Source organism: Poritiphilus flavus (assembly GCF_009901585.1).
In the GTDB taxonomy this organism is placed as follows: Bacteria; Bacteroidota; Bacteroidia; order Flavobacteriales; family Flavobacteriaceae; genus Poritiphilus; species Poritiphilus flavus.
The window spans coordinates 125554-148544 of record NZ_WXYO01000002.1 but is presented as its reverse complement, the minus strand read 5'-3'; the positions used below and the strand labels follow the sequence as shown (position 1 = coordinate 148544).

18 protein-coding genes are annotated in these 22991 nt (G+C 44.6%); 10 read left to right on the top strand and 8 right to left on the bottom strand.

Annotation, left to right across the window (positions count from 1 at the left end; all coding sequences use genetic code 11):
• The first annotated feature begins 15 nt into the window (after positions 1–15).
• The 5 genes from GTQ38_RS04125 (at position 16) to GTQ38_RS04105 (ending at position 8669) form a co-directional block, all read left to right on the top strand.
• Complete coding sequence (locus GTQ38_RS04125) at positions 16–1449, top strand: RagB/SusD family nutrient uptake outer membrane protein (protein WP_161434218.1); 1434 nt, start codon at positions 16–18, stop codon at positions 1447–1449.
• 80 nt (positions 1450–1529) lie between these two features.
• Positions 1530–2225: a hypothetical protein gene (locus tag GTQ38_RS04120; RefSeq protein WP_161434217.1), complete on the top strand. Its 696-nt coding sequence runs from the start codon at positions 1530–1532 to the stop codon at positions 2223–2225.
• 622 nt (positions 2226–2847) lie between these two features.
• Positions 2848–6087, top strand: coding sequence for a SusC/RagA family TonB-linked outer membrane protein (locus tag GTQ38_RS04115; protein WP_161434216.1), 3240 nt, complete (start codon positions 2848–2850; stop codon positions 6085–6087).
• A 24-nt stretch (positions 6088–6111) separates the two neighbouring features.
• Entirely contained in the window at positions 6112–7836 is a 1725-nt protein-coding gene (locus tag GTQ38_RS04110) for a SusD/RagB family nutrient-binding outer membrane lipoprotein (protein ID WP_161434215.1), read from the top strand.
• A gap of 26 nt (positions 7837–7862) precedes the next feature.
• Complete coding sequence (locus GTQ38_RS04105; RefSeq protein WP_161434214.1) at positions 7863–8669, top strand: hypothetical protein; 807 nt, start codon at positions 7863–7865, stop codon at positions 8667–8669.
• A 115-nt stretch (positions 8670–8784) separates the two neighbouring features.
• On the opposite strand, the gene GTQ38_RS04100 is transcribed toward GTQ38_RS04105, so the two are convergent.
• Entirely contained in the window at positions 8785–9294 is a 510-nt protein-coding gene (locus tag GTQ38_RS04100) for a hypothetical protein (protein ID WP_317169038.1), read from the bottom strand.
• A gap of 236 nt (positions 9295–9530) precedes the next feature.
• Here GTQ38_RS04100 and GTQ38_RS04095 point away from each other — a divergent pair, with 236 nt between their 5' ends.
• On the top strand, positions 9531–9725 hold the full coding sequence (locus GTQ38_RS04095) for a hypothetical protein (protein ID WP_161434213.1): 195 nt from the start codon (positions 9531–9533) through the stop codon (positions 9723–9725).
• Positions 9726–9756: 31 nt separating this feature from the next.
• On the opposite strand, the gene pyrF is transcribed toward GTQ38_RS04095, so the two are convergent.
• The 6 genes from pyrF to GTQ38_RS04065 all read right to left on the bottom strand — a co-directional run bounded on the left by pyrF (position 9757) and on the right by GTQ38_RS04065 (position 16997).
• A complete protein-coding gene (pyrF, locus tag GTQ38_RS04090; RefSeq protein WP_161434212.1) occupies positions 9757–10566 on the bottom strand; it encodes an orotidine-5'-phosphate decarboxylase in 810 nt (269 codons plus the stop codon).
• Between the two features lie 97 nt (positions 10567–10663).
• Positions 10664–11740 (bottom strand): peptide chain release factor 1, encoded by a 1077-nt coding sequence (prfA, locus tag GTQ38_RS04085; protein WP_161434211.1) that lies wholly within the window; start codon positions 11738–11740, stop codon positions 10664–10666.
• Between the two features lie 101 nt (positions 11741–11841).
• Positions 11842–12834, bottom strand: coding sequence for an FAD:protein FMN transferase (locus GTQ38_RS04080; RefSeq protein WP_317169037.1), 993 nt, complete (start codon positions 12832–12834; stop codon positions 11842–11844).
• Positions 12835–12954: 120 nt separating this feature from the next.
• The gene (locus GTQ38_RS04075; RefSeq protein WP_161434210.1) at positions 12955–13386 is read right to left on the bottom strand and encodes a QcrA and Rieske domain-containing protein; all 432 of its coding nucleotides are present in this window, start codon (positions 13384–13386) and stop codon (positions 12955–12957) included.
• Between the two features lie 155 nt (positions 13387–13541).
• Positions 13542–14720 (bottom strand): AIR synthase related protein, encoded by a 1179-nt coding sequence (locus tag GTQ38_RS04070; RefSeq protein ID WP_161434209.1) that lies wholly within the window; start codon positions 14718–14720, stop codon positions 13542–13544.
• 90 nt (positions 14721–14810) lie between these two features.
• Entirely contained in the window at positions 14811–16997 is a 2187-nt protein-coding gene (locus tag GTQ38_RS04065; protein ID WP_161434208.1) for a glutamine synthetase III family protein, read from the bottom strand.
• A gap of 211 nt (positions 16998–17208) precedes the next feature.
• On the opposite strand from GTQ38_RS04065, the gene GTQ38_RS04060 reads away from it, so the two are divergent.
• A complete protein-coding gene (locus GTQ38_RS04060) occupies positions 17209–18234 on the top strand; it encodes a glutamine synthetase beta-grasp domain-containing protein (RefSeq protein ID WP_161434207.1) in 1026 nt (341 codons plus the stop codon).
• Between the two features lie 164 nt (positions 18235–18398).
• On the opposite strand, the gene GTQ38_RS04055 is transcribed toward GTQ38_RS04060, so the two are convergent.
• Positions 18399–19337, bottom strand: a complete 939-nt coding sequence (locus tag GTQ38_RS04055) for a calcium/sodium antiporter (protein WP_161434206.1) — start codon at positions 19335–19337, stop codon at positions 18399–18401.
• Positions 19338–19497: 160 nt separating this feature from the next.
• Here GTQ38_RS04055 and GTQ38_RS04050 point away from each other — a divergent pair, with 160 nt between their 5' ends.
• From GTQ38_RS04050 to GTQ38_RS04040, 3 genes are read left to right on the top strand one after another with little or no spacing between them, the layout of a single operon-like run.
• Complete coding sequence (locus GTQ38_RS04050; protein ID WP_161434205.1) at positions 19498–20586, top strand: serine hydrolase domain-containing protein; 1089 nt, start codon at positions 19498–19500, stop codon at positions 20584–20586.
• Between the two features lie 14 nt (positions 20587–20600).
• Positions 20601–20960, top strand: coding sequence for a BlaI/MecI/CopY family transcriptional regulator (locus tag GTQ38_RS04045; protein ID WP_161434204.1), 360 nt, complete (start codon positions 20601–20603; stop codon positions 20958–20960).
• Positions 20960–22630, top strand: a complete 1671-nt coding sequence (locus GTQ38_RS04040; RefSeq protein WP_161434203.1) for a M56 family metallopeptidase — start codon at positions 20960–20962, stop codon at positions 22628–22630. The genes GTQ38_RS04045 and GTQ38_RS04040 overlap by 1 nt, the downstream gene beginning before the upstream one ends.
• Positions 22631–22991: the final 361 nt, after the last annotated feature.

Here is a 22991-nt window from a genome sequence, read left to right as displayed (position 1 = left end):
AAAAAAAATTAAGCAATGAAGACAATAAAATTAATCGCAATATTATTCGGACTACTCATCACTTTTTCATGTGAAGACCGACTGGATGTTGTTCCGGAAGACAGTGTTGAAGCTGCTACGGTGTTCAATACCAGAGGTTCTATCAATGGAGCTGTGGTAGGTATCTATAGTAAAAATCAGAGTGGTGACCTTAACGGGATGGCCCAACTGATGTCTGATTTCATGTCGGACAATGTAAATTTCGTAGGGAGTTTCCCTTCACTTCAGGAAGTAGATCAATATGAGACTTTGGCTACCAATACCTCTATCGATAACATCTGGCTGGATGGATACGAGCTTATTGGAGCAGCAAACAATATTGTTCAAAACCTTCCGGATGTAGATCTTCCGGATCTTTCGGCTACCGAAAAAGCGAAGTTTATAGGAGAAGCTAAATTCCTCCGGGCATTGACCTATTTTCAATTGGTAAATCTGTTCGCACAGCCGTACCAGTTCGCTCAGGGTTCCAACTTAGGAGTGCCCCTTCAACTACAGCCTTTCCTTGCAGAAAGTGAGCTGTCTGATTTCCAATTGGAACGCTCTACAGTAAATGAAGTACACGGCTTGATAGAGCAGGATCTTTTGGACGCTATTGCAAGTTTGCCTGAAAACCCCACTAATATAGCGCCCTTCGGAACTGATGGTCGTGCTACCGCAGGGGCGGCAAGAGCACTTTTGTCCAGATTATATCTATATCGCGAACAGTGGAGCCAGGCAGCGGATCTCGCAGATCAGGTGATTTCATCGGGAGTTTTCTCCCTTACTCCTAATTACGATTTTTACGACAGCAATCCCAGTTCTCCGGAGAACTTATTTGTTGCTTTAAACACTCCGACGGACGGACCTCAGGAGCCAACGATCAGTGATGAAGTCTATGTAAATTTCTATAACCCGGCACCAGGTGGAAGAGGTGATGCACCCTTTAGCCAGGACCTTATCGATACTTTCGCGGCTGAACCTGGTGACAGAAGATTTGATGAGCTTTCACAGGCGGCAACGGACGCGGGGGGTAACAACACCTTTTTTACCACCAAGTATCCAGATGTTGTTAATAACGCCTCAGACGGTATGATACTGCGTATGGCGGAAATGTATCTGACCAGAGCGGAGGCTAATTTAAGAGGAGGTACTTCTATAGGTGACACCCCGCTAAACGATGTAAATGCCATTCGTGCAAGAGCCGGACTTCCAGCATTGGGTGCCGTTGATTTGGATGCTATCCTATTGGAAAGAAGAAAGGAATTCTGCTTTGAAGGACATCGAAGAATGGACCTGCTCAGAAATAACCAAAACCTGAGACCAGGCGGTGGACCGGAATCTGCCCCTGGAGCTGACAAGGTAATCTTCCCGATTGTTGAAGATGAATTTACCAACAATCCTAACATTACTCAGAACCCAGGGAACTTCTAGAATACTTTTTCAGACCATTAAATAAATAATAAAACCACCAGAGTTTCCCTGAACCTGGTGGTTTTTTGCTTAAAAGAACTATGAAAAATTCCGTACTGATAACTGTTGTTTTTGCTCTTGCTCTGGCCCCCTGTCTTAATGCTCAAATAAACCGGCCGCGTAATGACTCCTTTAATGAACTGTTATTCTTTGTTGGTACCAATACCATCAAATACGATGAAACTGAAGGAAGTCCATATTTGTATGAAGATTTTCTGCCCGCCCAAATCAACAATATCAAGGAAACTAAGATGGTGCGCTTTAATGCCGTGGAAAACGTTATTGAAGTCAAACAGGGAGAAAATATTCTGGGACTTACCATGTCTAAAGCTTATAGTGTAAAACTAAGGGACGGCTCCGAGCGTATTTTCGAGATCCATCCTGTAGAAACTGAAAATGGCAAACAGGAAAAAGTCTTTCTCGAAAAGGTCTTTTCCAATGATAAGTTCATGCTCTATATGAAAGAAAATATACGTTACGTTGAGGCCAAACCGGCGAAAAGCAGTTACGATCAGCCAATACCTGCCAAATTCGTAAAAAATAAAAACAGCTTTTACCTCATTGAGCAAGATTCTGAGGGACAAAAACTGGTCTTATTGCCTAAAAAGAAGAAAACACTTATTAAGACATTCGGCGATAAAGGTAAAACCATTGATAAAAAGATAAAAAAGGAAGGTCTAAAGTTGAATGAGAAAAATGATATGGTCACTATTTTAAGTTATTATTATAACTTATAATGAAATCTGGCGTTATTCTCAGTAAAACAGGCGTAAACATTCATCGGAATAGTAAACGTTTATAAGTCTTTCCTGTAATTAGGAGCAGACATCCTTTCTTTGAATAAACAACCTGTTAAATGTAAAGCAGCCCTGATCACTTACTTCTAAAAAAACTTCTGTCTCATTTTTTAGACTGTAATTATTTGAATTAGCTATCAAAATTATTCAGGGCTGCAATTTACATTTCCTCTTCATCAGCAGGACTTCAGTATCAGAATTATCTATTTCCATTTAAAGCCAGATTAGGTACAATCTATGGCACTTTTCCTGTTAAATCGGTAAAACCGGCGAAAAACAACCAAAAAACCCGCTTTTCGCCAATAACAATATCACAGAAGGGCTACAAAATGTTAGAAAAGGTAAAACATCCGTAAGCATTCATCGGATAAGTAAACGTTTATCAGTATTTCCCCATTTACTCATACACCAACTTACATTAGGCATGAAAACTAGCTAATGTCAATAATGCAGCTCCTAAACACTTACCTCACAATCGAATTCTTTAGCCATAGCGGTTTTTGAATTAATCAGCCAACACCCTGAGCCGCATTTTTGCACGCTAACTTAAACATTATAAAACATGAGAAAAACATGGATTCGGTTGCTTATGCTATTCCTATTGGGGACCTCCTGGGCATATGCACAAGAAAAAACGGTCTCGGGAACCATTACAGACAGCTTTGGCGTTCCCTTACCAGGAGTAAACATTGTTATTAAAGGAACAACTACCGGTGTACAATCTGATTTTGACGGTAACTACCTCATCCAGGTGAGCGAGGGCCAGACACTGGTCTTTTCTTATCTAGGACAACAAACCGTGGAATTGCTCGTAGGCAGTTCCAACACCATGAACGTCCAAATGGAGGAAGACACCCAGGCGCTCGAAGAGGTCGTAGTGACGGCCCAGGGTATCGTTCGGGAAAAAAGGTCGCTGGGTTACGCAGTAACCACCGTGGAATCTGAACTGGTAGAGTCCAGGCCAGAAGCTGATATCGCCAGGGTCCTTAATGGAAAGGTTGCAGGGGTAAACATAACCTCTAACAACGGACTTTCAGGTTCAGGTACCAACATCATCATCAGGGGTTATTCCTCGGCCACACAGTCTAACCAACCCTTATTTATTGTAGACGGGGTTCCATTCGACTCCGGCACTAATACACAAACGGACTTTCTGGACGGGAACACGGAATCGAGCAGGTTTCTCGATATTGACCCGAACACCATAGAGAGTGTCAGTGTACTTAAGGGGTTAAGTGCGACGGTGCTATACGGTAACCGAGGAAGAAACGGGGTAATCCTCATTACCACAAAAAATTCGGTTTCCGGAGAAACCGCTTCAAAGAATGAGATCTCGGTAACACAATCCATCTTTGCTTCCAAAGCAATTGTTCCGCGGTATCAAAATAATTACGGAGGTGGTTTTCACCAGGGCTTTGGGTATTTCTTCAGTAACTGGGGGCCTCGTTTCGACAGAACTGATGACGATGGTATCGCAAATGCAGCACAATTCCTCTCTGATGGTCCCGGTGGTGTAGCGCTGTTGAGACACCCTCATAACTTTATTGCAGACCCAACCCTGATCGCGGGTTTTGAAGACCTGCTGGACGACCCCTACCCCTATCAACCATACAATGGGGTTGAGGAGTTTTTCAGAACAGGATTTGTAAGCAGTACCTCGCTGAATGTCAGAGGAGGTTCTGAAAAGATAAATTTTAATGCGAATTACGGACGTACCAACGACATTGGGGTAACCCCGGGTAATGAAGTACTCCGAAACAACTTTAGTTTGGGAGGAAGCGCTCAGCTGTCGAACAACTTTACCGTTTCAGGAGTATTTAATTTTATACGAACCGGATATAAATCTCCCCCAAACGCCGTGAGTACGGGAAGTGGAGCCGCCTTCCTCGGTGGAGCCATCTTCGGGGATCTTTTGTATACCCCGAGAAGTGTTGATCTTACCAACCTTCCATTCCAGGCTGCCGACGGTAGAAGTGTATACTATCGTTCCGGAAACGATATTCAGAATCCTTACTGGACCGTGGCCAATTCCAAGACTACCCAGGATACGGATCGATTCCTGGGGAATATGTCCGCAACCTATCAGATGAACGATTGGCTGGGACTGACCTATAGATTGGGTCTTGACACCTATACAGAATTGAACTCCTACGGACAGAATCGCGGTGGGGTTGATGGTCCTGTACTCGGGATATTGAGAACTTCCGCCGTTCGGAACACTATCTGGAACCACGATGTGATCCTCACCGCTAATAAGGACATCAATGAAGACCTCAATTTAAACGTCACTCTGGGTCTTAACAGTAGGCGGGATATCTTCCAGCAAGACGGTTTGGAAAGTCAGGGACAATTGGTATTTGGTGTGTTGGAGCATTTCAACTTTACAACACCTTCGTCCACAAATTCATTTTCCGGAACCGCTATGAATCAGGATTTCGAAGAAAATCTGGTAGGTGTCTACCTGGACGCAACACTTGGTTATAAAGATTTCCTTTACCTGAATGTTGTAGGAAGGAATGACTGGTCTTCTACATTGGAAAGGGAAAACAACTCTCTATTCTATCCGGGAGCGAGTGTTTCGTTTGTCCCTACTTCCGCTTTTGAAAACATGCAGGGTGATGTGCTCAATTATATGAAACTGCGATTCGGTTACGGATCTTCTGCAGGGTTCCCAACTCCATTTAACACCCGGGATGTTCTTACCCTTGGTGCGAGAACACTGGTAGACCTAAACGGAACGGTAATTTCCGGGAATACGGTTAACGATGCCCTCGGAAACCAGGATCTGAAGCCCGAGCGGGTTGAAGAACTGGAAATAGGGATCGATACCAGGTTGTTCAACCGTCTGAACCTGAATGTCAGTTTGTTTGACAAGACTACTACTGACCTTATCACAGACCGGACGTTGGACAGCTCAACAGGTTTCCTGAGTACTTTTGTAAATATTGGAGAGATCAAATCTCAGGGAGTAGAGGTTGATTACGATCTTGTTGTACTAAGAGGTGGAGAGGATAAATTTGGTTTTAACCTCGCGGGTAACTTTACCACCATTGAAACTACAGTAACCGATCTGGCAGAAGGAACCAACAATATTTTATTGACCGATGCCATCGCCGGAGAAGCAGCCAACTACGCCGTTGAAGGCAGGCCTTTCGGTGTTTTCCTGGGTACTACTTTCCTCAAGGACGCAAATGGCAACAGAATAGTTGGGAATAACGGCCTTTACCTGGTGGATAACAACATTTCCGAGATAGGTGATCCTAACCCGGACTGGACCACTGCCATAATCCCGACATTTACCTATAAAGGTTTCAGCTTGTCAGCAAATATTCAGTACCGACACGGCGGAGATATCTATTCAGTTACATCCGCGGCACTGATCGGTAGAGGAACCGTAGACGCTGACGACCCAATAGACCGGGAAGCGCAATACGTTCTTCCGGGGGTTCTTCAGGATGGAACACCTAATAATATAGCAATTAGCTCTACCGAGTTCGGGTTTAATACCTTCTTCGGAGGAGATATCAATGAACTAAGTGTTTTTGATGGTACCACTATAAGGGTACAGGAAGCTTCCTTAGGATACTCCTTATCCAGGCAGATGCTGGAAAACACACCCTTTGGAAGCCTGTCTTTCACACTATCCGGATTCAACCTATGGTATAAGGCGATCAATTTTGAGAAAAATCTTCGCTATGACACCAATGCTTCAAGTACCGGTGTAGGTAACGGACAGGGTATTGACTTTATAACAGGTCCTTCCACAAGAAGGTACGGATTAACCATAAGAGCTTCTTTCTAATTGTCAGGAAAAAATAAAAGTATTATGAAAAAAATATATAATAAATTAAGTATTGCGCTTATCACCACGGCTACCTTCTGCTTGCTGGGCTGCGATACCACAGATTTGGGGGTAGTACCCAGTCCGAATGAATTAAGCCCTGAACAGGCAAGCGTTGATTTCTTCCTGAACCAGATACAAATTCAGGTGGCTGAAATTCATTCCGGAGAAGAAGATCAGGAAGAATACGGTCTGAGCCAGTTTGGTATGGAACCCGTACGGATGCTTAACGGGGCTAACGGCCCTACCTACAGGGAGATTAATGACCCGGTAGACTATGACAGGTTGTGGGACAATGTTTATGCCCGCGCCCTTATAGACATCCGCACCATGAATCCGCTTGCGCTGGAAGGCGAATTCTATACCCATATCGCCATTGGCCAGATCCTGGAGGCCTATGTAATGATGACCATGGTCGACTTTTTTGGGGACGTACCTTATACAGAAGCGGTAAGCGGTGGAGAAGGCATACTGAATCCGGTAGTAGATTCCGGCGCTTCCATATATGCTGCTTTGGATCTTCTATTGCTCGACGCTATCTCCAACCTGGGCAGACAGGAATTCGCCCTGCCCACAAATGATCTGTATTACGGCGGAGATAAAAGTAAATGGGTAAAAGCAGCCAATACACTGAGATTAAAGCTGTATTTGCAATCCCGGCTTGCTAATGAAGAAGGATTCGGTGCTGCTAAATCCACAACAGTGATCAACGAGTTGATCGCCGGCAACCAGCTCATCCTGGATTCAGGCGATGATCTGAAGTTTCAGTGGGCTACCAGCCTCGCGGCACCAGACAGCAGACACCCGTATTTTGCACAGAATTTTGACGGTGCCGGGCCGGATGCGGATTTCTATATGTGCAACTATTATATGAATTTGCTGGTTAACCAATACGGCGATGCCGATCCGCGTACCCGCTATTATTTCTACCGTCAGGTAGGGGACTACTCCGGTGCGGATGTGGTGACCAAAGAATGTGTTACCGAAATTTCAAGACCTTCATGGTGGGCCGCTGATGAGCCCTATTGCCTGGTACCAAATATCAATGGCTTTGACGGTCTTTGGGGCAGGAACTTCCTGGACAATGACGGTATCCCTCCAGACGATGCCTTCAGGACCCAATTTGGGGTATATCCGGTAGGTGGTCCTTTTGATGACGATTCTTTTAGGAATGTATCAGGTTCCTCCGCAGTTAACGAAGGCCTGATCGGAGCAGGGATCTCACCAATTTTGATGTCTTCCTATACCAATTTCATGCTTGCTGAAGCCGCTTTGACCTTAGGGACAACAGGAAATGCCAGAACCTACCTGGAAAACGGGGTAAGGGAATCTATCGGTACAGTAATGGCTTTTGGGGCAACTCTGGCCGCTGGCAGTAGCTTAATCCCTACACAGACGGATATAGACGATCATGTAGACGATATACTCAGCGCTTATGACGCAGGTTCAGATACCGACAAACTGCGTATTATTGTAGAACAATACATGATCGCCTTATGGGGCAACGGAATCGAGGCCTACAATACTTATAGAAGAACCGGTCAACCAGATAATCTGACACCTGCATTTTTCTTGTCAGATCCGGGTACCTTTATACGCTCACACTGGTATCCCCAGGTGGCTTCGGACAACAATACGAACATCACCCAAAAACCAGGTCCGGTTACACCGGTATTCTGGGATACCAATCCGGAAGGTTTTGTAGATTGATTCAACCATATAAAAATTTAAGAAAAATGAAAATCACAATAAAATCCATTATCGTACTGCTTATCGGGGCCATTGCCTTTATGAGCTGCGATGACGAAGACAAAAAACCACTGAATCTGTTAGGGGGTGATGAGACGAAAGCACCGTATGTACGGATCATTGTTGAAGAGCCTATAGTGGCTCAGGGAGATATTGCGAGCAGCTCCCTGAATGCCACCGTAAGTGCGCTGAACAACAACGTAGCTTCCTGGGAACTAAGTGTTAGCCGTGAATCCGGTGGAGTGGCAAGTGATACGGTCTCGCTTACCACTATAACCAGTTTTCCAAGTGAGATCTCTATACCCTATACAGACGTTGCTGCCGCACTGGGGATCTCTACGGATGATATTTTAGGTGGAGACTTTATTCGATTCCTGGGAACAGCAACGGGTACGGACGGTTCTGTATTCACCTTTGACAATTTTACCGCAAGTATTACCGGGCAACCGGAACAACGACAGGCATTTAATTTCATTGTACTTATAAAATGCTCTCCGATCTCCGACGCGACCGTCCCGGGTACCTGGATCGTAGAAATGGAAGATCTATATGGAGATGGTTGGGATGGAGCCTTCCTGACCTTCGAAATAGACGGGGTGGGTACTGATTATACCATAACCGCCGGGCAAGGTGACGCAGCCACGCACATCATCGAAGTCCCAGAGGGCACAACCAGTTTGGTTATTGCCTATACCAGCGGTGCCTTTGAAGAGGAACATGTGTATACGGTACAAACACCGGACGGGGATGTCAGGGGTCCATTTGGGCCTAATCCGGCTCCCTGTATAAACTAATGCATTGCATCAGGCCTGTTCTCCATTTGAGAGCAGGCCTTGTTTAGTTAGTCCTGAATTTTTAAAGAACCATGATGGGGTCCCATCATGGTTTTTTCTTGAAGTCTGTAATAATCTATTTGGCTCTTTTATAAAGGCCGTCAAAGGCCACATTGGCCACTTCTCCCTGATGCAATACCTCCCAAAGCTGACGGACCGTTCCGTCTTCGTTCATGGTCCAGGTAATGCGGTTTACATAGGTTTTTCCATCGGTATGGGTAAATTCATCAGAGCTAAGGATCATTTGATTGCCCTTCCGGTTTCCTTTGAGCTTAAGATGTGAGCCTTGGTTATCAATCCAGAGTTGCTCCCAGGAACCGGACTGTTTATTGAAGAAGTTCATGCTGCTTCCGGTGAACTGGCCTTTGGCACTTTTCCAGCTTTCTTTTAATACACAGCCATTCTCAATTTTTTCTATAGTGTTTTGCCCGGCGGCTGTACCATCCGCATTCGTGACGGTCCAACTGCCAACCCAGAAATCAAATGCCGTATGATCTTCGGTACAACATCCGCAATTCTCCTGCTGAGCAAGCATCAAATTAACGCTGGCAAGCAGAAAAATGCTGGTAAAGAGTGTTCTCATCATATCAAAATTTAGTCTTATCCTAAAGTACGAAAATCAATTGGGGGCAGGAAGATCAAACTGAAATAATGGCTCAAAGAATAGCCGGAATCTGTTAAGAATATGCAACAAACGGGCTCTCTAAGGAAGGATTTCGTTAAAAAATAGATAAATCGCCTGATTTTTAGTTGTATGCCCATCCTGACAGACATCCAAAAGCTGCTTTAGGCCGTATATTTGTAAGAACAAAGAAAATGACTATGGAAAATCAGTATTGCAGAGTTGGAGCAATAACCCCAATCACCAGTGGAAGTCATGCGGTAACCGTATTGGAGTACCAATATCAGATCTTCATGCAGAAAGCTGCGGACATCACTTACGCCGATACCAAGTTGAAAGAATTCTTCGAGCAAAAAGCTAAGAAGATCCAGAAAGTATTGGAAAACCTGGTATAGTATACTCTCCCCTCAAATATTAATTCAAACATTAAAACTGTAGTGCCATCTGGCCTTGCAGTTCTGCGGCCTTTTCGGCAGCTGCCGAGGCGAAATCCACCCCATTAGAGGCATATATTATGCCTCTGGAAGAGTTTACCAATAAACCTATATTTTTGTTTAGCCCGTAACGGCATACTTCGTCCAGACTTCCCCCCTGAGCACCTACTCCTGGTACCAGCAAAAAGCTATCGGGCACCAGTTCCCTAATTTCCTTTAAGTATTCGGCCTTAGTTGCCCCAACAACGTACATCAGATTGTGTGCATTCTTATAGGTCTGAGAAATCTCCAGTACACTTTTGTATAATTCCCGGCCTTCTGCCTGTTTGGTTTGGAAATCGAAAGCACCCGGGTTTGAGGTCAGCGCCAGCAGAATAGTATGCCTGGATTCAAAGGCCAGAAATGGTTCTATAGAATCCCTGCCCATATACGGGGCCACGGTAATGGAGTCAAAATCCAATTCCTCAAAGAAAGCCCTGGCATAACGTGTAGAGGTATTGCCAATATCCCCCCTTTTGGCGTCCGCGATCGTAAAGATTTCCGGGAAGTTGCTATTCAGGTATTGCATAGTCTTTTCCAGAGCTTGCCAACCCTTTAATCCATAAGCTTCATAGAAGGCAATATTTAGCTTATACGCCACGCATAGATGCTGTGTCGCATCTATAATAGCTTTGTTGAATTCGAATATCGGATCTTCACCCTCCAACAAATGAGGAGGTATTTTATCTAAATCGGTATCCAGTCCGATGCAGAGGAAAGACTTTTTAAGTTGAATTTGGTTAACGAGTTCTTCGGTGGTCATATAGAACGCTCAAATTTTCAGTATTTGAGGATATGTTTATTTTGTCGGATCTTTCAGATGTTTACGAGTTTATTTAGGGCGTTCTTTTAACGCTATATCAGAATATTTCTGAAGCTTCTTTAAGCTTCTCAGTGTTCTCTACCAGCATTAACTCGTCAATGATCTTCTGAATATCCCCGTTGATTATGTTTTGCAGATCATACAGCGTAAGGCCTATTCGATGATCTGTAACCCTGCCTTGTGGATAGTTGTAGGTTCTGATCTTTGCTGATCGGTCGCCACTACTTACCTGAGAGTTCCTTTTCGCCGCATCTTCTTCCTGCTTTTTGGCAAGTTCCATATCGTAAAGCCGGGATCTCAAAACCTTAAACGCTTTATCCTTGTTCTTGTGCTGGGATTTCTCATCCTGACACTGGGCCACAATTCCTGTAGGGATATGGGTCAGCCTCACCGCGGAATAGGTGGTGTTCACAGATTGACCTCCCGGCCCTGAAGAGCAGAAAAAGTCAATACGTACATCCTTTGGGTCTATCTGCACGTCAAATTCCTCTGCCTCTGGCAACACCATTACCGTTGCGGCACTGGTATGCACTCTTCCCTGGGTCTCGGTTTGTGGTACCCTTTGTACCCTATGTACTCCTGCTTCGAATTTCAGCGTGCCATACACATCCTCTCCTGTTACTTCGAAGTGGATCTCCTTATATCCTCCGCTGGTTCCTTCACTCAGGTCGATCACGTTAGTCCTCCATCCCTTAGACTCACAGTATTTGGCATACATTCTATACAGGTCACCCGCAAAAATACTGGCTTCATCTCCACCTGTACCAGCCCGGATCTCCATAACAACGTTCTTGGCGTCTTCCGGATCTTTGGGGATCAGGAGCAATTTGATCTCTTCCTCCAGCGCGGGTAAGGCCTCTTTGGCCTCATCCAACTGCATTCGGGCCATTTCCAGCATTTCGGTATCGCTACCATCCGAAATGATCTCTTCGGCTTCTGAGATATTATTCATGAGCTCAACATAGGAATCTCGCTTATCCATAAGAATCTTAAGGTCCTTGTATTCCCTGTTCAGCTGTATATACTTCTTTTGGTCAGCGATAATATCAGGTTGTATGATAAGGTCCGAAACCTCATCAAAACGCTGTTTTACCACATTTAATTTGTCTATCATAATCTGTCTGCCCTTAAACTGCGAATTTACAACTTTTTTGGTGGCCGAGAATCCTGGAAATCACTCAGATTGAACCTGGATGCTAGACCCAACCAAGGGACTTACTTATCCAGCATAATACCCTGGCTTTGATGTACGATATCCAGGTTATCCACAATGATAGCCTCTGTACCACCAAGTTGGTTGATAAGTGCAAGCCCTCTTTCCTTACCCATTACAAAAACCGCTGTGGCCAAGGCGTCGCACAGTTCGGCACTCTTTCCTAAAACTGTCACTTTGCTGATCCCTATGGAGGGATAGCCGTTCTTGGGGTCAATGATATGTGTGTATTTTTTGCCGTTAAAGCTTACAAATGCATTTTCGCTTCCCGTTATGGCTACGGAAGATTCCACCAACGGAAGCCAGGAAAATATCTTGGTACGGCTTTGCGGATTGACAATCCCGATGAGCCAGCGTTCTCCCGTGGCTTTTGTTCCCCAGGCGGTGATATCTCCTCCAGCGTTTATCATACCAGCTTTCACCTGTTTGGAAACCATTAATTCCTTTACCTTATCGGAAGCATATCCTTTTCCGATCGCTCCAAACCCTATCTTCATACCTTTCTCCTTGAGAAAAACGGTGCGCTCGGTACTGTTTAGTACAACTTTATTATAATCCACTTTATCCAGGACTTCACCGATCTCACCGGCAGTTGGCGGATATTGCATGGAGCCGTCAAACTTCCAGATCTCATCCAGGGCGGCATAGGTTATATCAAAAGCACCGTCAGTGATCTCAGAGATCTGTACGGCACGCTCTATCAATTTATACAATTCCAGACTAACCTTTACAGGCCTTATTCCGGCATTGCGGTTGATCCTGGAAGTCTCGGAATCCTCCTTCCATGAAGATATCAGGGCTTCAATACGCTCAACCTCGGCAATAGCTTCTTCTATATTGATATAGCCTATTTCCTCGTTGGCAGCAACTACTGTGATCTCAAAAGTACTGCCCATTAAACGCAGAGAGCGTTTTACGGTTACGTCAATACTCTCCTGAGACCGTAGGGCGGCCAAAACAAAGAGGCTAAAAAATAGGGCTGCCCAGATTCTCACGTGTTGCTATTTAAATGCTCCTTAGGTCGTTTTTGTGGTTTAAAGGTTAACCAGTCTGTTCTGCACAGAGATTGGACCGGCCGGGGTTTGTTGTTTGGTTTGATTTTGCTTTTCACAGGCCTATTCAAAAACCCGTAGTATGGAACCGTTTAATTCCGTATTGAAGATTTTAAGCGGATTGCTTGTGATATTGTTCAATGGGGTGCCGTTCTGATCGAACTCTGAACCATGGGTAAAGCAGCGAAAAATTCCACCGTCTTCTTCCAGGAAACGCACCTGGTCTGTTTGTTGATGACTGCAAATCTGACTGGCAGCAACAAAATTACCTTCAAGGTTCTTAACCACTACCACATCATTCTTAAGTATGAAATCACCGTTATTTTGGAGACCCTCACCCTCGGCGGAGTCAAGATCTATGGTGAAATCCACTCCTGTGGGTACCGGTTTCATGTCCAGGTCTTCGCCATCGCTGGAACAACCGTGAATACATGGGAAGGTAAGTGCAAAGGCCGCACCTGCTCCCAGGCTTCTCAAAAACTCTTTTCTTTCCATAACACAAATTTTAAGATCAATGGTTTCTTCGCAAAACCCTTTCGAACTCCGCGAAATATACCGGAATTGGGGATAAAACCAGTAAGCCATTCCCTTATAGGAAAGCCGGGGGTTTTATTATATTCAAAACGCCTTAAACGACGGATTCGTATACCTTAATATACAAAGGTGCCATATTGGCTGCTTATTGTGAGTTTTTTGGCGGAACTTTCCTCCACACGCCCTATAATGCGGGCATCGACGCCAAAATCCTGAGATATGCGCATTATCTCGTCCGCCATTCGCTCATCTACATAAAGTTCCATGCGGTGCCCACAGTTGAAAACCTGGTACATTTCGCGCCAATCCGTACCAGATTGCTCTTGTATAAGCCTGAAAAGCGGTGGGAGATCGAATAGGTTGTCCTTAACAATATGCAGGTCTTCGACAAAATGGAGGATTTTGGTCTGCGCTCCTCCACTGCAATGTACCATCCCATGGATATTTTCGGAATCGTGGTCCTCGAGTATCTTTTTGATGATAGGCGCGTAAGTCCTCGTTGGAGAAAGTACCAACTTACCTGCATCCAGGGGACTTCCCGCTACCGGGTCCGTTAACTTTGTATTGCCTGAATAAACGAGCTCTTCAGGTACCTCAGGATCGAAACTTTCCGGGTACTTATCGGCCAGATATCCCGAAAAGACGTCGTGACGGGCCGATGTAAGTCCATTACTGCCCATACCACCGTTATATTCCTTTTCATAGGAGGCCTGTCCGTATGAAGCAAGCCCCACAATGACATCACCTGCCCGGATATTCGCGTTGTCAATGACCTTATTTCTTTTCATTCTTGCGGTTACCGTGGAATCCACGATAATAGTTCGCACAAGATCCCCTACATCTGCGGTTTCTCCACCGGTAGAATGGATGTTTACCCCGTATTGCCGCAGCTCATCAATCAGTTCCTCTGTTCCGTTGATCAGGGCAGCGATCACTTCTCCGGGAATGCGATTTTTATTTCTACCGATGGTTGAAGACAACATGATATCCTCTACCGCCCCGACACAGATAAGATCGTCTATATTCATCACCAGCGCATCCTGGGCAATCCCTTTCCAGACCGAGAGGTCTCCGGTTTCTTTCCAGTACATATAGGCCAGGGAAGACTTGGTTCCGGCTCCATCCGCATGCATCACAAGGCAGTAGTCTTGGTCTCCGGTAAGATAATCCGGGACAATTTTGCAAAAGGCCTTGGGAAACAACCCTTTATCAATGTTTTTTATGGCATTGTGAACATCCTCCTTGGATGCGGAGACACCTCTTTGCGAATACCTTTCATCAGCAGACGAACCCATAATTCTAAATTTGTGACAAAAATAGCCGAATAATAAAAAAAAGCGCACATAATGTACGCTTTATACTTTCATGAGGCTTTGCTAACCGCTCTATTTGATAAACAGCAATTCCCGGTACTTTGCCAAAGGCCATGAACTATTGGCAACCAACTGCTCCAGTTTATCACTGTGATAACGGATCTCATCAAAATAAGGCCTTACGCTATTACAGTATGCCTGGGCCTTTTTTGGTATATCCTTTAGCTTATTGGCCCTTTTTCTTGCCTCGGTCATTTGGTCTGTTTTCTTTTTAATAGTGGCCACATGCTCCGCGATCTGCTCAATTATGGCATGCTGACCGTCCGACAGCTTTTTATGGGCAGCCCCATAGATTTCCTTCAACCCTAATACATTTGTAATGAGTTCATTCTGATAACTCAGTGAAGCCGGAATAATATAATTATAAACCAACTCGTTAAAGACCCTACCCTCTATTTGAGTTTGTAGTATATAGGTTTCCTGTTCCACTTCCTGTCTGGCCCGGACTTCAATTTCGCTCATCACTTCCATTGACTTAAAAAGCGCCAAAGCTTCGCTGGAAGTCATAACCTGCAGGGCCTCCGGTGTGTTCTTATTGTTGCTGAGTTTGCGCCTTTTCGCCTCCAGCTCCCATTCCTGGCTGTAACCATCACCATCAAAACGAATGCGCTTGGAAGACTTGATGTACTCCCTCAAAACATTGAATATGGCCTCGTCTTTTTTTAGTTTCTTTTTGTCGATAAGACTGTCTACCTCCTTCTTGAAGGCGTTAAGTTGCCAGGCCACGATGGCATTGAGGATGGTCATAGGTTTGGCACAATTGGTCTTGGCCCCTACACCGCGGATCTCAAACTTATTTCCGGTAAAGGCGAAAGGTGAGGTCCGGTTTCTATCTGTATTGTCCAATAGTATTTCCGGGATCTTACCTACTACGTTGAGTTTGAGTTCAGTTTTTTCTTCCGGGGACAGCTTTCCCTGAGAGACACCCTCCAGTTCATCCAGTACATCACTGAGTTGCTTGCCGATAAAGATGGAAATAATGGCTGGCGGGGCTTCGTTAGCACCCAGGCGATGGTCATTGCTGGCAGAAGCTATGGAAGACCGTAAAAGCTCTTCGTAAGTGTCTACGGCTTTGATGGTATTGACAAAAAAGGTCAGGAACTGCAGGTTTTTCATCGGTGTGGTCCCCGGGCTGAGGAGGTTTACCCCGGTATCAGTCGCCAAAGACCAGTTGTTGTGCTTCCCGGAGCCATTGATACCAGCGAAAGGCTTTTCGTGAAATAAGACTTTCAGATCGTGCTTATCCGCCACTTTTTCCATGACATCCATAAGCAACAGGTTATGGTCTACAGCAAGGTTGGCTTCCTCGAATACGGGGGCCAGCTCAAACTGGTTTGGTGCTACCTCATTATGCCTGGTTTTGACTGGAATGCCCAGTTTATTGCATTCCATCTCCAGGTCTCGCATAAAATTGATGGCCCTGACAGGTATTACCCCAAAGTAATGATCGTCTAATTGCTGCCCTTTGGCGGCGTAATGGCCTACCAAGGTCCTGCCTGCAAGCACCAGATCCGGTCTTGAAGCAGCCAGGGCTTTATCGAGAAGGAAGTACTCCTGCTCCCAACCCAGGGTCGCATTAACCTTGGTGACATTCTTGTCAAAATACCTGGCCACACCGGTAGCCGCTTCATCTACGGCGTGAAGGGCCCTAAGCAAGGGCGCCTTATTATCCAGGGCCTCCCCGGTATAGGAAACAAATATGGTGGGAATACAAAGGGTACTGCCGTAAATGAACGCTGGCGAGGTGGGGTCCCAGGCGGTGTAACCCCTGGCTTCAAAGGTGTTGCGAATACCTCCGCTCGGGAAACTTGAAGCATCCGGTTCCTGCTGTACCAACTGACTTCCGCCGAATTTCTCCACCGCTCTCCCGTCTTGTTTCAGATCCAGGAAGGCATCGTGTTTTTCCGCTGTTGCCCCTGTTAAAGGTTGAAACCAGTGGGTATAATGGGTTGCCCCCATGGAAATGGCCCAAACCTTCATTGCTTCTGCAACCTGGTCCGCGATCTTACGGTCTATTTTAGAACCGGAAAAGATAGCGTCTTTAACGCTGTTATAGGCATCCCTGGTAAGGTACTGCAACATGCGTTCCTCGTTGAAAACATGGGTTCCAAAATATTCGGAACGCCTCCCTTTTTCCTCTGTTGTAAGTGGTTTCCTGCTGTTGCTTTCCGTAATGGCTTCGAATCTCGGTATGGACATGTTTCTTTTTTTGGTTTCGGTTGAATCGCAAAATTAAACATTTAAAAGAATTGGCCTTAAATAATACATTTTTTATAAAATACCCTTAGAAAAAAGGGGGTGTTAATAATTATATCCAAATTTTTGATATTTACCCCTAATTTTATTGTGGAGGTACTAAGAAAAGGTATATTTTTGACGGTCATTTAAATTAAACTAATCCTTTGGTATTATGAGTAAATCTAAATTAGAGTACATATGGTTAGATGGGTATACACCTACCCAAAATATGAGAAGCAAAACGAAAATTGAGGATAACTTTAGTGGAAAACTTGAAGACTGTCCGATTTGGTCATTTGACGGAAGTTCTACCTTGCAGGCTGAGGGTAATTCTTCGGACTGTTTACTAAAACCTGTTGCAATTTTTCCAGACCCGGCCAGAAAAAACGGTTATCTGGTAATGACAGAAGTTCTCAATGCGGACGGAACGCCACATGAGAGCAATCACAGGGCGAGAATTGACGATGACGACAACGATTTTTGGTTTGGTTTTGAGCAGGAGTACTTTATCATGGATAAAGACACCCAATTGCCACTAGGATTTCCTGTTGGCGGGTATCCAGGACCTCAAGGGCTTTACTACTGCTCTGTTGGGGGGAAAAACACTCACGGAAGGGATTTTGTGGAGGAACACGCAGACCTTTGTCTGGAAGCTGGGATCAACTTTGAGGGGATCAACCAGGAAGTGGCCAGTGGACAGTGGGAGTTTCAGATCTTTGCCAAAGGAGCAAAAACCGCTGGTGACCAGGTTTGGGTTGCGCGTTATCTGTTAGATCGTCTTACTGAGCAATACGGTTACTATATAGAGTATCACCCGAAACCAATTAAAGGTGACTGGAACGGATCTGGTATGCATGCCAACTTCTCTAACTCAACCCTGCGTAACGCCGGTTCTAAAGAAGTTTATGAGCAGATCTGTGAGGCCTTCAGACCAGTGGCCAAGGAGCACATCGCAGTTTACGGCGAGTTCAATGACCAACGTCTGACAGGATTGCACGAAACCGCATCAATCAACGATTTCAGCTACGGTGTATCGGATAGAGGAGCTTCCATCAGGATCCCTATTGCCACTGTAGAAAGAGGTTGGAAAGGTTGGTTAGAAGACAGAAGACCTGCTTCTAACGGAGACCCATACAAAATTGCAGGTAGGATCGTTAAGACTGTGAAAGGTGCAGAAGTAACTGCCGCTGCAAATTAATTGTTGAATAGATAAATAAGGAAAAACTCGTGAGATGGCTCACGGGTTTTTTTATTGCATCAAGCCGTATAGAACTGATAACTACTCGCAATTAAAACTACAAACAGTACAGGTCTTTGGATCGAAGATCAAACTTCCAGGATAAACCAGGAATACTTATTTTTTCAATTTAGTGTAAGGAAGATAAAGAGGGTGTAGACGGCAATAAGAACCAGACCATCCCGCCAACCCAATCGCAGTCCTTTTGGGAAAAACACCAGGGGAAGGATCAGGAAGGAGATCCCCAGCATCCAGAAAATATCATTGGTCAATAAGGTTTCGTCCATGACGGTTATTGGTGCGATCATGGAGGTAATACCTAAAACAGCCAGCAGGTTAAAGATATTTGATCCGATCAGGTTCCCAACAGAGATCGCTTTTTCCTTCTTTAATATGGCAAAGACCGAAGCAGCCAATTCCGGAATACTGGTACCCACGGAGACTACGGTTATTCCTATGACCCGTTCACTAACACCTAAGCTGCTGGCCATTCCTACGGCACCTGAAATAAGCAATTCCGAACCTCCCCAAAGCGCGGTACCTCCAAGTCCCAGAAAAAGTACGGATTTGTACAAGGGCATGAGCACATCGTCTTCCGGGAGTTCGTCCACTACGGCCTGCTTCTGAAATCTCAGCAGGTACACCAGGAAAATGAACAAAAAGATGAACATGATCGCTCCTTCATACTGTTCAAGTAAACCATCGAAGAAAATAAATCCGAAAAAGAGCAATGAGGCCAACATCATCACCGGCCAATCCGTGGTATAGAAACTGCGCCTGACTTCTATACTCCCCAGAATGATGGTAACTGCCAATACCAAACCCAAATTCGCTATGTTAGACCCTACCACATTGCCCAAGGCCAAGTCCGGAAATCCATCCAGGGCGGCTTTAATGCTCACAATAAGTTCCGGAGCAGAAGTGGCAAAGGATACCACCGTCATTCCTATCACAATTTTTGGGATGCTTAGACGCAAAGAAAAAGCGACAGCAGATTTTAGCAGCCAATGCCCGCCGAGTATTAATAGGAAGAGTCCCAATAGAATAAAAAGCAGGTCCAGCATGCATAGAGTTTTGGTAAATATAACCTAAGATTTCAATTTTCAAAGCATTAAGCTTAGAGGCCCAATTTACCATTCCTAAAAATTTAGTTAAATAACTATAAAAATAGTTGTTCAACTAAAAAATTAGTAATATGTTTGGATTGTTAATTCAAAAATCAATATGCAAAAGTTATTCGTTTTCATACTCTTTTCGGTTTTGAGTTGCCAGCATCTATTCTGTCAGGATCCCAAGGAAAAAGAGCTAACTAAAGAGATTGAAACTTTTATGAGCGATGCTGAAAGCGAAGGCTTTTCAGGAACGGTATTGTTAGGACTGAACGGCCGGAAGATCTGGTCGGGAGGATATGGGTATGCCGATTTTGACAATAAGTTGCAGAACGATCCGGAAACGGTCTTCGATATCGGTTCGGTTACCAAGCAATTTACGGCGGCTGCCATACTGAAGCTGGAAATGCAGGGAAAACTATCCACCCAAGATAAGATATCCGCATACCTGGATGGGGTACCGGCGAAACTGCAGGAAATTAGCCTGCACCATCTCCTCACCCATTCTGCCGGGATGCCCGGGGCCATTGGCGGTGATTACAACTCCATTTCCGAAAATGAGTTTATTTCAAAAGCGTTTAAAAGTGTCAATGCCAAACGCGTTGGGAAAACCTACCATTACTCCAACGTCGGATATAGTCTATTGGCTATTATCATCGAAAAGGTAAGCGGGATGAGCTATGAGGCCTTTCTTAGAGAATTTCTTTTCTTACCCGCAGATATGCATCATACGGGCTATTTGCTGGGAGAATGGAACACCGCGGATATCGCTGTAGGCTATCGTGGAAAAAACCGCTGGGGTAAGCCTACGGAAAAGAAATGGGCCAAGGATGGTCCCTATTTACATCTAAAGGGAAATGGCGGTATCTTATCTACCGTAGAGGATCTTTATAAATGGCATTTGGCATTACTGGGGGATACTGTGCTATCCCAGGAGGCCAAAGAGAAGTACTACTACAGGCATATTAAGGAAGACCCTGAAGGAAGGTCTTACTACGGCTATGGATGGGCCCTCTTCCCTACTCCCCGGGATACTTATCTTGTGGCCCACAATGGTGGGAACGGCATTTTCTTTGCCGATTTCTGGAGATACCTGAGCGAAGAGATCACCATAATCGTTTCGTCCAACAAATCCGGGGATATTAGTGAGAGCATAGCCAGTGAGATAGCTGGCATCGTGATAAACAAAATACAACCTCAATAGAAAACAGCAGGAATATGCAAAAGTTAACCAATAAGGAAGAAGAAGTGATGAAGATCCTTTGGAGGCTTAAAAAGGCCTTTGTTAAGGAGATCCGGGCGGAATTTAAGAAAGACAAGCCGCACTACAATACGCTGTCCACCATTGTTCGTAACCTGGAAGACAAAAAGTATGTGTCTTACGAGGCCTTTGGAAACACTCACCGGTACTACCCGCTGGTTTCTAAAGAGGCTTACCGCAAGCGCTACATCAACGCTACTATAGCGGACTATTATGACAATTCTTTCAAGAATCTGGTCTCACATTTTGCCAAGGAAGAAAAGATCTCGGTAAAAGAATTAAAGGAAATCATAGATCTCATCGAAAAAACCAAGTAATGGAAGCCTTTTTTATCTATTTTCTAAAGTCGTCGTTTATACTGCTTTTATTCTATGGGATCTATCAGTTACTCCTAAGAAACGAGACCTTCTTCTCCCTGAACAGGCACTTTTTAGTGGCCGGAATATTGTTTTCCATACTGTTTCCATTGATCACGCTGGTCCGATATGTAGAGGTAGCACCGCTTCCTGTTACGGTTACAGAAGACAGCTTTTCTCAGGGAATTGCAATTGAAGAATCAGCGGCATTCAATTGGTGGTTACCACTTGCATTGATATACTTAAGCGGAGTGCTGATCCTGCTGATCAGGCTGGGGGTGCAGCTATTTTCACTCAGGCGTATCCTCGGTATCAACCCAAAACGCAGAGAGGGCAAATATGTGTTTGTAGAAACAGAACAAACCCTGGCGCCTTTTTCATTTTTTAATTATATCGTATACAATCCATCCAGCTACAAAGCCACGGAACTGCAAGCCATCCTAAGGCATGAAAAAGTACATTGTAAACAGGTGCATACGGTGGATGTTTTGTTGGCAAATTTACTGACCGTAGTATTCTGGTTAAACCCGGTAAGCTGGTTGTATAGGAAGACCATACAGCAAAACCTGGAGTTCCTGGCAGATGCCAGCGCCATTAAGGAAGAATCTTCCGTTAAAGCCTATCAATACACCATGCTAAAGGTATCCGGAAACCCCTTTTGCACGGCTATTACGAACCATTTTTTCAATTCATTAATCAAAAAACGAATAGTTATGTTACAAAGATCCAGATCAAGTAAAACCAGGGTTCTGAGGGCCATGCTGGTCTTACCGGCTTTAGCCATCTTTTTGTTTAGTTTCAACACGGCAGAGATCTATGTTCCGGACGGGCAGCTACAGCAGCCTTTTGCCATGACCCTGACCGGGCAAAAGATCATAGAGATCACTATAGACAAGAAGACTTCCGAAAATGAACTTCAGAAAATGAAGAAGGACCTTGCCAAAAAAGGTGTGGACTTCTCATACGATGTCATTCGGAATAACGACCGTGAAATCACCAATATATCCATTCATATGGGTGGGATAGAAAAAGAAGGAAAGCAGTTTTCCGCTTCGTCCAAATACGATAATGACGGAGAGCCTATAGATCCTATTACCATTTACTACGATCCGGAGAATCAGGTATTCTCCATGGGGGGCGAGCCCTCACATCCAGAGATGCTTCACCAAAGGGGAGGTCAATCCGTTTGGGTCCATAGTGGGAAGCATGATGGAAAGGTTATAGAGATCCTGGAAGAAGACGGAGAGGAACGCATTTTAATAGACGGAGAGGAAGTCAGCCGAGAGGAGTATGAAAAGCTCAAAGAGGACGGAGAATTTCATAACAGTAAAATCAAGGTAGAACGCATTGGAAGGAACTCCTCCAGTAATGTAATGATATTGAGAGACTCGGACGATGAGCACGACGTAGAGGTCATCAGTTCAGATGGGCCTAATTTTTTCTTTTCGGATCATACCGGTGGTAACCCTCCGCTATACATTCTGGACGGGGAGGAAGTCGATGAAAAGACCTTCAAATCCCTTTCACCGGACGACATCGAGTCCATAGATGTGAGTAAGGGAGAAGGGGCCCTCAAAAAATACGGTGAAAGGGCAAAATACGGTGTTGTGGAAATCACAACCAAATCGTGATCTTGAAGATCTCCAAGCGCATCTGAAGGAGTATTTAAGTAGTTTGGAAAACCGATGGTAATACTATCGGTTTTTTTATTTTTCAAAGATGAAATGACCGAAAACCGTTATTTTTTAGAAAAAATTCGCCTTGCAAAATCAAATTCGCCCAAAAAAGCCCCTTCAATTCTTATACTTCCGAGCTATGGGATAGTTTTCTACTTATTAATTAAAACTTTGTCCAAGACCCACTTCTAAATATTGTAAGTCTGATCATTTATTTGCTTACATATCTATATTCAAATCCATTAATTCTTTCAAATTCGTTAGCAAATATGGTTCTTTCTGATATATATTGATTGGATAATCGATTATGCATCAC

Excerpts from the sequence above, each read along its gene's own strand:
- GTQ38_RS04125 (WP_161434218.1), top strand. The coding sequence starts at position 16 with ATGAAGACAATAAAATTAATCGCAATATTATTCGGACTACTCATCACT.
- GTQ38_RS04120 (WP_161434217.1), top strand. The coding sequence starts at position 1,530 with ATGAAAAATTCCGTACTGATAACTGTTGTTTTTGCTCTTGCTCTGGCC.
- GTQ38_RS04115 (WP_161434216.1), top strand. The coding sequence starts at position 2,848 with ATGAGAAAAACATGGATTCGGTTGCTTATGCTATTCCTATTGGGGACC.
- GTQ38_RS04110 (WP_161434215.1), top strand. The coding sequence starts at position 6,112 with ATGAAAAAAATATATAATAAATTAAGTATTGCGCTTATCACCACGGCT.
- GTQ38_RS04105 (WP_161434214.1), top strand. The coding sequence starts at position 7,863 with ATGAAAATCACAATAAAATCCATTATCGTACTGCTTATCGGGGCCATT.
- GTQ38_RS04100 (WP_317169038.1), bottom strand. The coding sequence starts at position 9,294 with ATGATGAGAACACTCTTTACCAGCATTTTTCTGCTTGCCAGCGTTAAT.
- GTQ38_RS04095 (WP_161434213.1), top strand. The coding sequence starts at position 9,531 with ATGGAAAATCAGTATTGCAGAGTTGGAGCAATAACCCCAATCACCAGT.
- pyrF (WP_161434212.1), bottom strand. The coding sequence starts at position 10,566 with ATGACCACCGAAGAACTCGTTAACCAAATTCAACTTAAAAAGTCTTTC.
- prfA (WP_161434211.1), bottom strand. The coding sequence starts at position 11,740 with ATGATAGACAAATTAAATGTGGTAAAACAGCGTTTTGATGAGGTTTCG.
- GTQ38_RS04075 (WP_161434210.1), bottom strand. The coding sequence starts at position 13,386 with ATGGAAAGAAAAGAGTTTTTGAGAAGCCTGGGAGCAGGTGCGGCCTTT.
- GTQ38_RS04070 (WP_161434209.1), bottom strand. The coding sequence starts at position 14,720 with ATGGGTTCGTCTGCTGATGAAAGGTATTCGCAAAGAGGTGTCTCCGCA.
- GTQ38_RS04065 (WP_161434208.1), bottom strand. The coding sequence starts at position 16,997 with ATGTCCATACCGAGATTCGAAGCCATTACGGAAAGCAACAGCAGGAAA.
- GTQ38_RS04060 (WP_161434207.1), top strand. The coding sequence starts at position 17,209 with ATGAGTAAATCTAAATTAGAGTACATATGGTTAGATGGGTATACACCT.
- GTQ38_RS04055 (WP_161434206.1), bottom strand. The coding sequence starts at position 19,337 with ATGCTGGACCTGCTTTTTATTCTATTGGGACTCTTCCTATTAATACTC.
- GTQ38_RS04050 (WP_161434205.1), top strand. The coding sequence starts at position 19,498 with ATGCAAAAGTTATTCGTTTTCATACTCTTTTCGGTTTTGAGTTGCCAG.
- GTQ38_RS04045 (WP_161434204.1), top strand. The coding sequence starts at position 20,601 with ATGCAAAAGTTAACCAATAAGGAAGAAGAAGTGATGAAGATCCTTTGG.
- GTQ38_RS04040 (WP_161434203.1), top strand. The coding sequence starts at position 20,960 with ATGGAAGCCTTTTTTATCTATTTTCTAAAGTCGTCGTTTATACTGCTT.